This is a genomic window from Micromonospora sp. NPDC050695 (assembly GCF_040654415.1).
GTDB lineage: Bacteria > Actinomycetota > Actinomycetes > Mycobacteriales > Micromonosporaceae > Micromonospora.
The window spans coordinates 108,030-121,548 of sequence record NZ_JBFAHZ010000008.1 but is presented as its reverse complement, the minus strand read 5'-3'; the positions used below and the strand labels follow the sequence as shown (position 1 = coordinate 121,548).

The following is a 13,519-nucleotide window of genomic DNA, read 5'->3' as shown; positions in this document are numbered from 1 at the left end:
CATTTTGTCGAATCGCTGAACAAATTAATTCGGCTCGCTCAATGTCGGGCAAGATGCCGGCGGGTAACGGTTCTGCAACGGGGGGCGACATTCCGAACAGGACCGGGATGAAGCACCCCAACTGATTCGGCCTTCCGGGCCCGTCGACCCCTCCCTTGGCAGGCCGACGGATCCGTCGTACTGTGACACGCAAGTAACCCACGGGAGCCCGGTGTACCGGGCTGAGAGGGGGGCTGACAGCCCCCGACCGTCGAACCTGATCCGGGTAATGCCGGCGCAGGGAGGAGCGTTGCCGTGCCGTCCCTTGGACGACTGCATCTCATCACCGACACCCGACCCGGTCGGGACCCGCTCGCCGTGGTCCGCGCCGCCCTCACGGTGGCCCGCGCCGACCTGGTGGTGCAGGTCCGCGTCGAGGACTCGGCCACCGACCGCGAGACGTACGAACTGGCCCGGCAGGTGCTGGCGCTCTGCCGGCCGTACGGGGCGACCTGCCTGGTCAACGACCGGTTGCACGTGGCGCTGGCGGTGGGCGCCGCCGGCGGGCACATCGGCGCCGACGACCTGCCGGTCGCCGCCGCCCGCCGGGTGCTCGGCCCCACCGCCGTGCTGGGCGCCACCGCCCGCGCGCCCGGTACGGCGAGCGCGGCCGTCGCGGCGGGAGCCAGCTACCTGGGCGTCGGACCGTGTCACGCCACCACCACCAAGCCCGGGTTGCCGGACCCCATCGGCCCCGCCGGGGTACGCGCCGTCGTCGACGCCGTCGACGTACCGGTCATCGCGATCGGCGCGGTGACCGCCGACCGGGTACCGGCGCTGCGGGCCGCCGGGGCGTACGGGGTGGCGGTGGTCGGCGCGATCTCCGCCGCCACCGACCCGGCCCACGCGACCGCCGAGCTGATCGAGGCGCTGACGTGCTGACCGGCCGGTCCCCGGCACCGCGATCGAGCGACCGGGCCCGGCTGGACGTGGCGGTGGTGGGGGCGGGCCCGGTCGGGCTGGCGATCGCCTGGCGCTGCTCCGCGCGCGGGTTGCGGGTGGCGGTGCACGACGCGGCACCCGGGTCGGGGGCGTCGGCGGTGGCCGCCGGCATGCTCTCCCCGGTCGCCGAGGCGTACTTCGGTGAGCGGCGGCTGACCGAGCTGCTGCTGGCGTCCGCGGCCCGCTGGCCGGCGTTCGCCGCCGAGCTGACCGAGACGACCGGCGTCGCGATCGGTTACCGCACCGAGGGCACCCTGATGGTCGGGCTGACCGGTGACGACCTGGCCGAGGCGCGCCGGCTCTGGGCGTACCAGCAGGGGTTGGGTCTGCCGGTGACCCCGCTGCTGCCCAGCGGGCTGCGCGACCGCGAACCGGCGCTCGCGCCGCGGGTGCGCGGCGGCGCGCTCGCGCCCACCGACCACCAGGTCGACCCGCGGCTGCTGGTGCCGGCGCTGCGCACGGCCGCGCAGCGGGCCGGCGCGGCGTTCGTGCCGCAGGCGGTCCGACACCTGTCCGATGTGGAGGCGAGGGTCACCGTGGTCGCCGCCGGCTGCGGGGCCGCCGCCCTCACCGGGCTGCCGGTGCGGCCGGTGAAGGGCCAGATCCTGCGGCTGCGCGCGCCCGGCGGCGTCGCGCCGGGCTTCCGGCACGTGATCCGGGGGTACGCCGACGGCGAGCACGTCTACCTGGTGCCCCGCGCCGACGGTGAGGTCGTGCTCGGCGCGACGGTCGAGGAACGCTCGGACACCACGGTCACCGCCGGCGCCGTGCAGCGGCTGCTCCGCGCCGGGGTCGACCTGCTGCCCGAACTGGCCGAGTACGACCTGGTCGAGGCGGTCGCCGGGCTCCGCCCCGGCACCCCGGACAACGCGCCCATCCTCGGGCCGCTGCCCGGCCGACCGGACGTGCTGGCCGCCACCGGGCACCACCGGCACGGCATCGTGCTCACCCCGGTCACCGCCGACCTGATCGCCGACCTGGTGGTCACCGGCGTGCCCGACCCGCTGCTCGCCGCGTTCCGGCCCGACCGGTTCGTCGGCGCGGCGACCGGCGGTGGACCCGATCGGACGATGGAGGGCGACCAGTGGAGTTGACGGTGAACGGGGCCGGGCGCAGCGTCCCCGGTGGCGCGTCGGTGGCGGACCTGGTCCGCGACGTGGTGCCCGAGCAGCGTGGCGTGGCGGTCGCGGTCAACGGCGAGGTGGTGCCCCGGGCCGGTTGGCCGGTGACGGTGCTGCGCGACGGTGACCGCGTCGAGGTGCTCACCGCGGCGCAGGGCGGGTGAGCGGCGTGTCGTTCGAGCTGGGTGGGGTGACGTTCGGCTCGCGGCTGATCCTCGGCACCGGCGGGGCCGCGAACCTGCACGTGCTGGAGCAGGCGATCCGCGCGTCCGGCACCGAGCTGGTCACCCTGGCCCTGCGCCGGGTGGACACCGCCCCGGGCACCGGCGGTGGGCTGCTCGACCTGCTGGACCGGTGCGGGGTACGGCTGCTGCCGAACACCGCCGGCTGCTACACGGCGACCGAGGCGGTGAAGGTGGCCCGGCTGGCCCGGGAGGCGTTCGACACCGACTGGATCAAGCTGGAGGTGATCGGCGACGAACGGACGCTGCTGCCCGACGGGGTGGAACTGCTCCGCGCCGCCGAGGAGCTGGTCGCCGACGGGTTCACCGTGCTGCCGTACACCAGTGACGACCCGGTGCTCGCCCGCCGGCTCGCCGACGTGGGTTGCGCCGCGGTGATGCCGGCCGGTTCCCCGATCGGCTCGGGCCTCGGCGTCGGTAACCCGCACCACATCCGGCTCATCCGGCAGGGCGTGGACGTGCCGGTGATCCTGGACGCCGGCATCGGCACCGCGTCCGACGCCGCCCTGGCGATGGAGCTGGGCTGCGACGCGGTGCTGCTGGCCAGCGCGGTCACCCGGGCCGCCGACCCGGTGGCGATGGCCACGGCGATGCGGTACGCGGTCGAGGCGGGCCGCCTCGCGGCGGGCGCCGGCCGGATCGCCCGTCGCTTCCACGCCCTCGCCTCCACCCCCGACGAGGGAAGACCCGACCTGTGACCGCGCCGTCCGGTGTCGTCGTGTTGACCGACCGGCTCGTCGCGCGCGGCGGACTCGACCGGGTGGTGGCGGGAGCCGTCGCCGGGGGAGTGCGCTGGGTGGTGCTGCGGGAGAAGGACCTGCCCCGCGCCGAACGCGCCGCCCTCGCCGCCGACCTGCGTGCGATCCTCGCTCAGGTCGGCGGGACCCTCATCGTGGCCGGCCCCGACCCGCTCGGCGGCGACGCCGTCCACCTGCCCGCCGCTGGCCCGTACCCGCCACCAACCCACCAGCTGGTCGGCCGCTCCTGCCACAACCAGGCCGAGCTGGCCCGTCTCACCACCGAGCACTACGCGACGGCCTCCCCGGTCTGGCCAACGCCATCCAAGCCCGGCTACGGTCCGCCCCTGCACGTCGCGGGGTTGGGCAGCCTCGTCCGCGCCAGCCCGGTGCCCCTGCTGGCCCTCGGCGGAGTGGAAACCCCGGAACAGGTGACCGCCTGCGTCCAAGCGGGAGCCAGCGGAGTAGCAGTACTGGGCGCACTGATGCGGGCAGCAGACCCAGAAGAAACAGCCGCCACCCTGAGCAGCGCTTGTGTCGAGGCGGTCACCCCTGAGCTGTCCGAAGGCCGGCACGGGTGCACGGAGGTCTCCCGGGCAGCCCCCAACCGCAACCAGGGAAAACCATGACCCCGCGCACAATCCTCACCATCGCCGGCTCCGACTCCGGTGCCGGCGCCGGCATCCAGGCCGACCTCAAGGTCTTCGCGGCTCTCGGCGCGTACGGCACGAGCGTCCTCACGGCGGTCACCGCGCAGAACACCCGGGGTGTCGACGCCGTCCTGCCGTTGCCGCCGCGCACGGTCACCGAGCAGTTGGACAGCGTCCTGGGCGACTTCACCGTCGGCGCGGTCAAGACGGGGATGCTCGGCACGCCGGCGGTCGCCGACGTGGTGGCCGAGGCCGCCCGGGACGGCCGGTTGCCCCAGCTCGTCGTCGACCCGGTGCTGGTCGCCACGAGCGGCCACCGGCTCGGTGTGGTGGGCGCGGTGGAGCGGCTGCTGCCGTACGCCCGGGTGGCGACACCGAACTGCGCGGAGGCCGCGGCCATCACCGGACGCGGGGTGGACGACGTGGCGGGGATGGTCGTGGCGGCCGAGGCGCTCGCGGCCGGCGGCCCGGAGTTCGTCGTGGTCACCGGCGGTGACCTGGACGGCGGCGAGGCGGTCGACGTGCTGCACGGCGGCGGCGTCACCACTCTGCTGCGCGCGCCCCGGGTGGACACCCGGCACACCCACGGCACCGGGTGTTCGTTCTCGGCGGCCATCGCGGTGCGGCTCGCGCTGGGCGATGAGGTGCCGACGGCGGTCGAGGCCGCCAAGGAGTACGTGCTCCGCGCGCTGACCGGTGCGCGGAGTTGGGAGCTGGGCGCGGGACGTGGGCCGTTGGATCACTTCGGCTGGTCCGCTTGATCACCAGGGAGGTTGTCGTGCAGGCACGAGGCAAGGTGTACGTCGAGGGTTCGCGGCCGGATGTGCGGGTGCCGTTCGCGGAGGTGGCGCTGACCGGCGATCATCCACCGGTGCGGCTCTACGACACGTCCGGTCCCGGGTCGGACCCGGAGGTGGGGCTGCCGCCCCTGCGGGGGCCGTGGATCGCCGAGCGGGGTGACGTGGCACCGGTGCGTGGCGCGGGTACGCCGCTGGCCGGTGCGGACGGGCGTCGTCCGACGCAGCTCGCGTACGCACGGGCCGGTGTGGTGACGCCGGAGATGGAGTTCGTGGCGATCCGGGAGAACGTCGACCCGGAGCTGGTCCGCGCCGAGATCGCCGCCGGTCGGGCGGTGTTGCCGCTGAACGTGAACCACCCGGAGTGTGAGCCGGCGATCATCGGCAAGGCGTTCCTGGTCAAGGTGAACGCCAACATCGGCACGTCGGCGGTCAGCTCGTCGGTCGCCGAGGAGGTGGAGAAACTGACCTGGGCCACCCGTTGGGGTGCGGACACGGTGATGGACCTGTCCACCGGCAAGCGGATCCACGAGACCCGGGAGGCGATCGTGCGGAACTCGCCGGTGCCGATCGGGACGGTCCCGATCTACCAGGCGCTGGAGAAGGTCGGCGGTGACCCGGTGAAGTTGAGCTGGGAGGTGTTCCGGGAGACCGTCATCGAGCAGGCCGAGCAGGGCGTCGACTACATGACCGTGCACGCGGGAGTGCTGCTGCCGTACGTGCCGCTGGCCGTGGACCGGGTCACCGGGATCGTCTCCCGAGGCGGTTCGATCATGGCGGCCTGGTGCCTGGCGCACCACGAGGAGAACTTCCTCTACACGAACTTCGCCGAGCTGTGCGCGATCCTGGCCCGCTACGACGTGACGTTCTCCCTCGGTGACGGGCTGCGGCCCGGCTCGATCGCGGACGCCAACGACGAGGCGCAGTTCGCCGAGCTGCGCACCCTCGGTGAGCTGACGACCGTCGCCTGGGAGCACGACGTCCAGGTGATGATCGAAGGGCCGGGGCACGTACCCATGCACAAGATCAAGGAGAACGTGGACCTCCAGCAGGAGTGGTGCCACGAGGCGCCCTTCTACACACTCGGTCCGCTGACCACCGACATCGCGCCCGCGTACGACCACATCACCTCGGCGATCGGCGCTGCGATGATCGGCATGTTCGGCACCGCGATGCTCTGCTACGTCACCCCGAAGGAGCACCTCGGACTGCCGGACCGCGACGACGTGAAGGCGGGCGTGATCGCGTACAAGATCGCGGCGCACGCGGCGGACCTGGCCAAGGGGCACCCCGGCGCACAGGACTGGGATGACGCGCTGTCGAAGGCGCGGTTCGAGTTCCGTTGGGAGGACCAGTTCAACCTCTCGCTGGACCCGGACACGGCGCGCTCGTACCACGACGCGACGCTGCCGGCCGAACCGGCGAAGACGGCCCACTTCTGCTCGATGTGCGGGCCGAAGTTCTGCTCCATGAAGATCACCCAGGAGCTCAAGGAGTACGCCGCCCGTGGCATGAAGGACAAGTCGGAGGAGTTCGTGTCCGGCGGGAGCCGCGTCTACCTGCCGTTGACCTGATCCGCCTGACCGTTGCCGGCCGGTCTGCGGCTGGCGAGTGTGCCGGCCGGCCGGTGTGAGGCGATGATCGACTCGGGTTCATTGATGTCGCGGTGTCCACGTGGGCGGGACAGCCCGGTATCAGTGAACCCGAGTCGATCAGGCAGGTGGGTTGATCCGTCGACGTGTCGGCGGGGGACGGTCAGTCGCGGTGGTGCCGTCCGGTGGAGCGCATCGACCGGCGACCGCTCTCCTGCTCCGGCTCGTTGTCCGGCACCGGCTTGCCCAGGCCGGCGACCCAGTCGACGAACTCCTCGTCCTGCGCCGGCAGCGGCTCCTCCCCGTTCGACACGTTCGGGGTCTCCTCGTCGGTGCGGGACCGGTTGCGGCGGAACAGTCCGCCGAGCCGTCCGCGCCGGGTCGGCTGCTCCGGCTCGTCCCGGGGCGTCGGCACGACCGGCGCCGGGTCGACGCTCGCCGGACCGTCGTCGGTGAGCGTTCCCGCCTGCCCCGGTACGACCGGGGACGACGAGGTCGGGACCGGGTCCGTCGCCGGGTCCGCCCCGGACGGTGCCGACCCGGTGTTCCGGTCCGATGTGCCGACGGCCCGGCGCCAGCGAGCGGCCGCCCGGTCCAACGCGCTCTCGCCACGCTCGTCCGGCGTCGTCGCACTCGCCGCCTCGGCGGGGGCCGGCGGATCGCTCGGCTCGGTCGTGCCGGTCGGTGCCGTCGAGGAGTCGTCCGTCGAACCGGGCTGCGCGTCTGTCGACCCTCCCCGACGGGTGGTATTGAAGGCGTCCCAGGTGCTGGCGCGGCTCAGGTCCGGCAGCGGTGCCCGGTGCCGGGGGCGGAGCGTCCACTCGGCCGGATCCGGCGTACTCCGGGCCTCCGGGACCGTCGACCCGGCGTCCTCGGCCGGCGCGGACACGGTCCGCCCCGGGGTGACCGGCCAGGCCGGCGGGGCCGGCGTCCACCGGTCCGGCTGGGCGCCACCGGCGGGCTCCGAGCCGAACAGCGAAGCGTGCGAGCTGTCCCCGGCCATGAAGCGGTCGGTTCCGGTCTGCTCGGTGCCGGTGTGGTCGGTCCGTCGCGTGGTGCCGGTGCTCCGGGTGGCCGTGGCGGCCTCGGTGGCCGACGGGGTCGTCGCTCCTCGCCCGGCCTCGTCGGGCGAGGGCCGGGCGGCGGAAGCGGCCGGGGCTGCCGGAGCGACCGAGGTGGCGGGAGCAGCCGGTGTAGCGGGAGCAGCCGCGGCTGCCGGAGCGACCGAGGTAGCGGGAGCGGCCGGGACTGCTGAAGCGGCCGGGGCGGCGGGGACGTCGACGGTGGGCTGCGGGCCGTCGGTGCCGGACCGGGCGGCCTTCCTGGCTCGCCCGGTGCTCGCGGCGGTCGTGGGCATCGCGGTCGCGGCGGTCGTGGCCGTCGCGGTGGTGCCGCTCCCGGCTGGCGCGTCGGTCGCCGCCCTGGCCGATGCGTCGGCCTCGGCCCTGCCCGGCGCAACGGCCCCGGGCCCGGCTGGCGTGCCCGCTCCGGCTGGCGTGCTGGCTCCGGCTGGCGTGCCCGCTCCGGCGCGCGGGTCGGCCGGCGTGCTGGCTGGCCCGTCGGCAGTGGTGCTGGCTGGCGCGTCGGCCGGCGTGCTGGCTGGCGCGTGGGCCGGCGTGCTGACTGGCGCGGCGGTGCCGGCGGCGGCCAGGTCGGTCGGTGCGGCCTCGGTGGTCGACAGCGTGCCGGCCTCGTCCCGGGCCGAGGCGACGGGGGTGGACTTCGGCTTGCGGGACCGGCGTGGCTTCGGCGTCGACGCTCCGGGGGCGGCGTCAGCACCCGTCGTGGTCATGTCGCCGAGGTCGGTGCTGCTCGCGCTGGTCATGTCCCGGTCGGGCGTGGTCGGGTCGGTGGTCGTCGGGTCGAGCGTGTCCCGGTCGGTCATGGTCGGGTTGTCGGCGTCCGTGCCGGTCCGGCCGGTGGGGCGGCGATCGCCCGTCGGGATGGCCTCGGTCGGTGGGGTCGTGCCACCCTCGACGGTCGCTGCGGCGTTCGACAGCGGGCGGTCGGTCGGATCGGCTGCGAGCGACGAGTCGAGCCCGGCCAGCGGAGAGGAGACGGCTGCCGCCTCGTCCCGGCCCGCGGCGGGCTCGTGCCGTGCGGCGCTGAACTCGCCGGTCGGCGCGGTCACCCAGGGGGCGGCGGCCGGTCGGGAAGCGCCGGCCTCGTCCGGCCCGGTCAGGTCGGCGGGGACCGGGCCGTGCTGGCCGCCCGCCGTGGCCGCCGGCCAGTCCCAGTGCGCCGGGACGGTGCGTACCCCGCTGTCGGCGGCGTGCGGGGGGCGCCCGGTGCCGGTCCGCTCGATGGCGGAAGGCTCGCCCGCGATGGTTCCGAGTGCGGTACGCGCGCCGGCGGTCGGCTCGCCCGTGGTGCTGTCGTCGGCGGTGCTGTCGTCGGTGCTGTCGTCCGCCGAGCCCGCCGGCCGGGCGTTGGGCAGGGCGAGACCGGTGGGCAGCGGACGCAGGATGGTGGTCGGCTCGATCGCCTGCGAATCGGTGCGGTTGGCGCGTACCGGCCAGCGCAGCAGGGCGGCCGCCGCCGCGCCGAGCGCACCGGCGAGGACCGCGATGAGCGCGCCGTAGTAGGGGGTGGTCTGGTAGCGGTCCACCGTGTCACCGGGGCCGGCGGTCAGGTAGGCGAACGCCACCAGGACCGGACCGGCCACTCCGGTGGCTCCGCTGATCAGCGGGACCTGGCCCCGCCATCGGGCCAGGCCGGCGGTCGCCGCGCCGGCGAGCAGCGCCGTGATGGGCAGCAGCAGCAGCGCGAGGCGCTGTGCGACGTCATCGTCGAGCCAGCTCGGCTCCAGCACGCCGAGCCGCACGGTGGGCAGCGGGCCGGCCGTACCGAGCGACGGCAGGACGGAGATCAACGCCAGCAGCCAGACGGCGCCGGCCACGGCCGCCATGTTCCAGCCCAGCTCGGGCCGGAGCAGGACGGCGATGGCCGCGCCCGCCCCGATGACCGCTCCGAGGACGGCGCAGATGCCGACCGCCCAGACCGGGTCAACCGAGATCAGCTCGGCGGCTCGCGCGGGCTGCATGCAGAGTGGCGCGACGGCGGTGGCGCCGAGCGCGGCGGCACCGCCGATGGCCAGTTGCCGGCCGGTGCTGGCCGCCGGGATGTCTCGGCGGGCCAGGCGTCCGGTCAGGACGGCGCCGGCGACGGCGGCGTTCGCGGCGAACCAGCCCACCCAGACGAGCTGGGCCGGCCACTGGTTGACGGTCGTGCCGGTGAAGGCGCCGGTGAGCCGGACGATGCCGAAGCCGTACGCGACACCGAGCTGACCGGCCCCGGCCAGCACGCTCACCCCGAGCGCCGTGAGCAGCAGTCTGCCCCAGGTCCGAAAGGCCATGTCCGGCACGTTACGCACCCGGTACACCGGATCGCCACCGGCGCGCCGCGCGGCGCGTCGGCCCGCGCCCGGCGGGTCTACTTGAGTTCGACCAGTCGGGCCAGGTAAGTCGTGTCCCCGACATTGGTGAGCATGTGCACCGCCCCGGGGTCGCGGTAGACCACTCCACCGGTCGGCTCGTCGGCGTCGATCCGGGTGCCGTCGACGGTCTGTACGACGTTCTTCGCGCCCTCGATCGCCACCACGAGGTAGGGGTGGTCGTGCCGGTGCAGGGGCTGCCGCTCACCCGGTTCGAGTCGGATGTGCCAGACCCGGACCCGGTCGTTCTCGTACACGATCTCCTGGCCCACCGGCCCGAGCTCGGTGCCGTCGATCACGTCGCTCATCGTTCTCCGTCCAGTTGGGGGAGCACCTCGGCGGCGATCAGCTCGAGGTGGTCCAGGTCGGCGAGGTCGGTCATGCGCAGGTGCACCCGCGTGGTGCCGATCTCGGCGAACTCACCGATCCGCTGCACGAGCTGCGCGGGCGAACCGACCACCGGGTCCTCCGGCGGCAGCGCGCTCTTCTCGTGCAGGGGCGCGGCGCGCCGCTGTGCCTCCGCGTCGGTCCGGCCGATGGCCACCACGATCCCGGCGGAGAGCACCAGCGGTGCACGCCCGGCCTCCGTCCGACCCGCGCGGTCGCACGCCTCCCGGACCCGGTCGTACGCCGTGGCGGTCTCCGTGACGGACTTGAACGGCATGTTGAACTCGTCGGCGTACCGGGCGGCCAGTTCGGGGGTGCGCTTGGGACCGCGTCCGCCCACGATGATCGGTGGGCCGGGCACCTGCACCGGCTTGGGCAGGGCGGGCGCGTCCACCAGCCGGTAGTGGTCGCCGGTGAAGCTGTACGTCTCGCCCAGCGGGGTGCGCCACAGCCCGGTGATCACCTCAAGCTGTTCGGCCAGCCGGTCGAAGCGTTCACCGACGGCCGGGAACGGGATGCCGTACGAGGTGTGCTCGCGCTCGTACCAGCCGGTGCCGATGCCCAGGTCGACCCGGCCGCCGCTCATCTGGTCGACCTGCGCGACCTGCACCGCGAGTGGGCCGGGCAGCCGGAAGGTGGCCGACGTCACCAGGGTGCCGAGCCGGATGCGTTCGGTTTCCCGGGCGAGGGCGGCGAGGGTCAGCCAGGCGTCGGTGGGGCCGGGCAGGCCCGGGTCGTTGCCCATCGACTGGTAGTGGTCGGCGCGGAGGAATCCCTCGTAGCCGCCGGCCTCGACCAGCCGGGCGAAGCGGAGCTGGGTGTCGTAGGTGGCGCCGCGGTTCGGCTCGGTGAAGACCGACACCCGCATGTTCATCGTCCTTCCGCGCCGGCCGCCGCCGGCTGGTCGCGTTCCATCAACAGCTCGTGCAGGTCGGCGCTGACCTGGGCCACGTCGGCCAGGTGGGCGTTGCGGCCCAGGGTGCGGGGGCTCAGCACGACCACCCAGGCGGCGAGCAGCACCGCTTCGTCGATCGAGTGGGTGACGAAGGTGATGGTCGACTTGGTGTCGGTGTGCACCCGCTGGAGTTCGCCGGAGAGTTGCTCGCGGGTGGGCGTGTCCAGCGCGGAGAACGGCTCGTCCATCAGCATCACGCGGGGTTTGCGGCCGAGTACGGCGACGAACTCACCCTCGGCGACGTCGAGGTCGATGCCGCGCAGGGCCTCGACCCGGCCGGACCGGCCCTCGAAGGTGCGCGACACCCCGGACAGTCGGATCATCTCCGGCGGACCTCCGCTGAGTGGACGGTCAAGAATCCGACAAAGGCTAGCCGGGTCGTTGGTGTATCGCACCGTCCGAGGTGGTCGTCAGGTTGTTTCCGTTCCGTAACCAGACGCGTCTGGCGTCGCAACTGTGGGTTTCTCGTACGCTGTGCCCGCGAAGAGTCCCCTCACGATGGCGGTGCCGGCTTCCACCCCTCCCGTCGGTTCCCGCCGCGACAACCCCTCCGGTGGTCTGCGGCCCCGGTCGGAAAGGACCTGGTGCACTGATGAGAAGGCTGACCCGTACGGTCGCTACGGCCGCGCTCGCCCTCGCCCTCGCCCTCGTCTCCGCCTGCGGCAGCGGGTCGGACTCGTCCGACGACGCCAAGGGCGGCGACGGCGGGGCGCTGGAGAAGGTGACCTACCTCACCTCCTTCGGCAACTTCGGCCGTGACTCCTACGCCTGGGTGGCGAAGGAGAAGGGCTTCTTCGAGGAGGCCGGCTTCGACGTCGAGATCAAGGCCGGTCAGGGCACCGGTGGCGTCATCCAGACGGTCGTCGGCGGCCAGGCCGACTTCGGGCCGATCGACCTCACCGGCGGTCTGCTCCAGCTCGGGAACGGCCAGGCGAAGGACTTCGTCGCGGTGGCCGCGATCCAGCAGCGCACGATGGCCGGCATCGCCACCCTCGAGGGCAAGAACATCGCCTCGCCGAAGGATCTCGAGGGCAAGAAGCTCGCCGACACCCCCGGCTCCGTGGTCCGCAACCTGTTCCCGACGTACGCCCGGCTCGCCGGCGTGGACGCCAGCAAGGTGACCTGGGTCAACGGTGAGGCGCAGGCTCTGATCGGCACGCTGGCCGCCGGCTCGGTGGATGGCATCGGCCAGTTCGTCGTCGGTCAGCCGACGATCGAGGCGGTGGCGAAGAAGAAGGCCGTCATGCTGCCGTACAGCAACGTGATGCAGGACCTCTACGGCAACGTGCTGATCACCTCCTCCCAGATCGCCAAGGAGAAGCCCGAGATGGTGAAGCGGTTCACTGCGGCGCTGCTCAGGGGCCTGGAGTACAGCCTGGCGAACCCGAACGAGGCCGCTGACCTCCTGAAAAAGAACGTCGACGCCACCGTCGTGGCGTCGGCCGCCGCCGAGCTGGAGCTGATGGCCTCGTACGTCCGCTCCGACAACTCTGCCGGCGCCGCCATCGGCACCCTGGACAGTGGCCGGGTCGCCAAGAGCATCGCGGTCCTGCGGGGTGCCGGCGCGCTCAAGCAGAACATCACCCCCGAGCAGATTATCGACTTCAGCCTCGCGCCGAAGGCCTGACCGTCCGGTCGTCACCAGGGGGTACGTCCCGCCGGCTCCGGTGGGACGTACCCCCGTCGCTCGTCGGCCCCCGCGGCCGTGGGATTTCGAGGAGATCAAGATGACCGACGTCCGCTCAGCAGAGCCGGCCGTGCCGGTGCCCCCGCCGGCGGGCACCGGCCGCGACGCGGGTCGGGGCGCCGGCCTGCGCGCCGGGACCGGGGCGGCGCTGCTGCCCGCGGCCGGTATCCTCGTCGCCCTGGCGGCGTGGTGGCTCATCGCCCGGCTGGAGCTGGTCCACCCGGCCGCCCTGCCGCCGCCGGATGACGTGCTCGCCGCGTTCGTCGACAAGCCCGCCCGGATGCTGGAACACACCTGGGACACGCTGCTCGAGATCCTTTTCGGGTTCGCCCTGTCGGCGGCGGCCGGTGTCCTGATCGGACTTTCCCTGGCCAGCTCCCGCACGGTGGAGCGGATGTTCACCCCGCTGCTGGTCGCGGTGAACGCGGTGCCGAAGATCACGCTGGGCCCGCTGCTGGTGGTGGCGCTGGGCTGGGGTCAGAAGCCGATCCTGACCATGGTGTTCCTGCTCTGCTTCTTTCCGATCGTGCTCTCCACCGCGACCGGGCTGACCACCACGCCGGCCGACCTGGCGGAGCTGGTCCGGTCCTGGAACGCCTCCCGCTGGCAGGCGTTCCGCAAGGTGCGCTTCCCGGCCGCGCTGCCGCAGATCTTCGTCGGCCTCAAGGTGGCCATGCCGTTGGCCGCGATCGGTGCGGTGATCGGCGAGTTCCAGGCCGGGGAGAGTGGCCTCGGTTACGTCATCCTCCAGTACGCCGGCGTCGGCGACACCGCCACCGCCTGGGCGGCGATCATGCTGGTGGCGCTGGTGAGCATCCTGCTCTACTCGGCGCTCCTGCTCATCGAGCGGATCGCCCTGCCCTGGGTCCGCGAGACCACCAGCAGCCGCTGATCGCTCGATCCCCGACAACGCGAAGGGCCGGCCTCCCGCTCGGGA

Annotated in this window: 13 protein-coding genes and 1 riboswitch; of the genes, 9 read left to right on the top strand and 4 right to left on the bottom strand. The window is 73.5% G+C overall.

Annotation, left to right across the window (positions count from 1 at the left end; translation table 11 throughout):
* The first annotated feature begins 190 nt into the window (after window positions 1–190).
* Window positions 191–300, top strand: a riboswitch (TPP riboswitch).
* From thiE to thiC, 7 genes are all read left to right on the top strand, one after another.
* Entirely contained in the window at window positions 295–921 is a 627-nt protein-coding gene (gene thiE, locus AB0H52_RS08560) for a thiamine phosphate synthase (protein ID WP_151488115.1), read from the top strand. It overlaps the preceding riboswitch by 6 nt.
* Window positions 918–2,075, top strand: coding sequence for a glycine oxidase ThiO (gene thiO / locus AB0H52_RS08555; RefSeq protein ID WP_151488135.1), 1,158 nt, complete (start codon window positions 918–920; stop codon window positions 2,073–2,075). The genes thiE and thiO overlap by 4 nt, the downstream gene beginning before the upstream one ends.
* A complete protein-coding gene (gene thiS, locus AB0H52_RS08550; RefSeq protein ID WP_151488114.1) occupies window positions 2,066–2,266 on the top strand; it encodes a sulfur carrier protein ThiS in 201 nt (66 codons plus the stop codon). The genes thiO and thiS overlap by 10 nt, the downstream gene beginning before the upstream one ends.
* On the top strand, window positions 2,263–3,042 hold the full coding sequence (locus tag AB0H52_RS08545; protein ID WP_151488113.1) for a thiazole synthase: 780 nt from the start codon (window positions 2,263–2,265) through the stop codon (window positions 3,040–3,042). The genes thiS and AB0H52_RS08545 overlap by 4 nt, the downstream gene beginning before the upstream one ends.
* A complete protein-coding gene (locus AB0H52_RS08540) occupies window positions 3,039–3,710 on the top strand; it encodes a thiamine phosphate synthase (protein ID WP_151488112.1) in 672 nt (223 codons plus the stop codon). Before AB0H52_RS08545 ends, AB0H52_RS08540 begins: the two co-directional genes overlap by 4 nt.
* Window positions 3,707–4,492 carry a bifunctional hydroxymethylpyrimidine kinase/phosphomethylpyrimidine kinase gene (gene thiD / locus AB0H52_RS08535; protein ID WP_151488111.1) on the top strand — a complete coding sequence of 262 codons (786 nt, stop codon included), beginning with the start codon at window positions 3,707–3,709 and terminating at the stop codon, window positions 4,490–4,492. Before AB0H52_RS08540 ends, thiD begins: the two co-directional genes overlap by 4 nt.
* Window positions 4,493–4,509: 17 nt before the next feature.
* Complete coding sequence (gene thiC / locus AB0H52_RS08530; RefSeq protein WP_151488110.1) at window positions 4,510–6,102, top strand: phosphomethylpyrimidine synthase ThiC; 1,593 nt, start codon at window positions 4,510–4,512, stop codon at window positions 6,100–6,102.
* 181 nt (window positions 6,103–6,283) lie between these two features.
* Here the strand turns inward: thiC and AB0H52_RS08525 are convergent, their stop codons facing one another.
* From AB0H52_RS08525 to AB0H52_RS08510, 4 genes are all read right to left on the bottom strand, one after another.
* Window positions 6,284–9,475, bottom strand: a complete 3,192-nt coding sequence (locus AB0H52_RS08525) for a hypothetical protein (RefSeq protein ID WP_357946110.1) — start codon at window positions 9,473–9,475, stop codon at window positions 6,284–6,286.
* A gap of 77 nt (window positions 9,476–9,552) precedes the next feature.
* A complete protein-coding gene (locus tag AB0H52_RS08520) occupies window positions 9,553–9,861 on the bottom strand; it encodes a cupin (protein WP_151488108.1) in 309 nt (102 codons plus the stop codon).
* Window positions 9,858–10,808, bottom strand: a complete 951-nt coding sequence (locus AB0H52_RS08515) for an LLM class F420-dependent oxidoreductase (RefSeq protein WP_151488107.1) — start codon at window positions 10,806–10,808, stop codon at window positions 9,858–9,860. The genes AB0H52_RS08520 and AB0H52_RS08515 overlap by 4 nt, the downstream gene beginning before the upstream one ends.
* A 2-nt stretch (window positions 10,809–10,810) precedes the next feature.
* Window positions 10,811–11,218 carry a hypothetical protein gene (locus AB0H52_RS08510; protein WP_151488106.1) on the bottom strand — a complete coding sequence of 136 codons (408 nt, stop codon included), beginning with the start codon at window positions 11,216–11,218 and terminating at the stop codon, window positions 10,811–10,813.
* A gap of 269 nt (window positions 11,219–11,487) precedes the next feature.
* Between AB0H52_RS08510 and AB0H52_RS08505 the strand changes: the two genes are divergently transcribed.
* On the top strand, window positions 11,488–12,522 hold the full coding sequence (locus tag AB0H52_RS08505; RefSeq protein WP_151488105.1) for an ABC transporter substrate-binding protein: 1,035 nt from the start codon (window positions 11,488–11,490) through the stop codon (window positions 12,520–12,522).
* Between the two features lie 100 nt (window positions 12,523–12,622).
* Window positions 12,623–13,474 carry an ABC transporter permease gene (locus AB0H52_RS08500; protein ID WP_151488104.1) on the top strand — a complete coding sequence of 284 codons (852 nt, stop codon included), beginning with the start codon at window positions 12,623–12,625 and terminating at the stop codon, window positions 13,472–13,474.
* Window positions 13,475–13,519 lie beyond the last annotated feature (45 nt).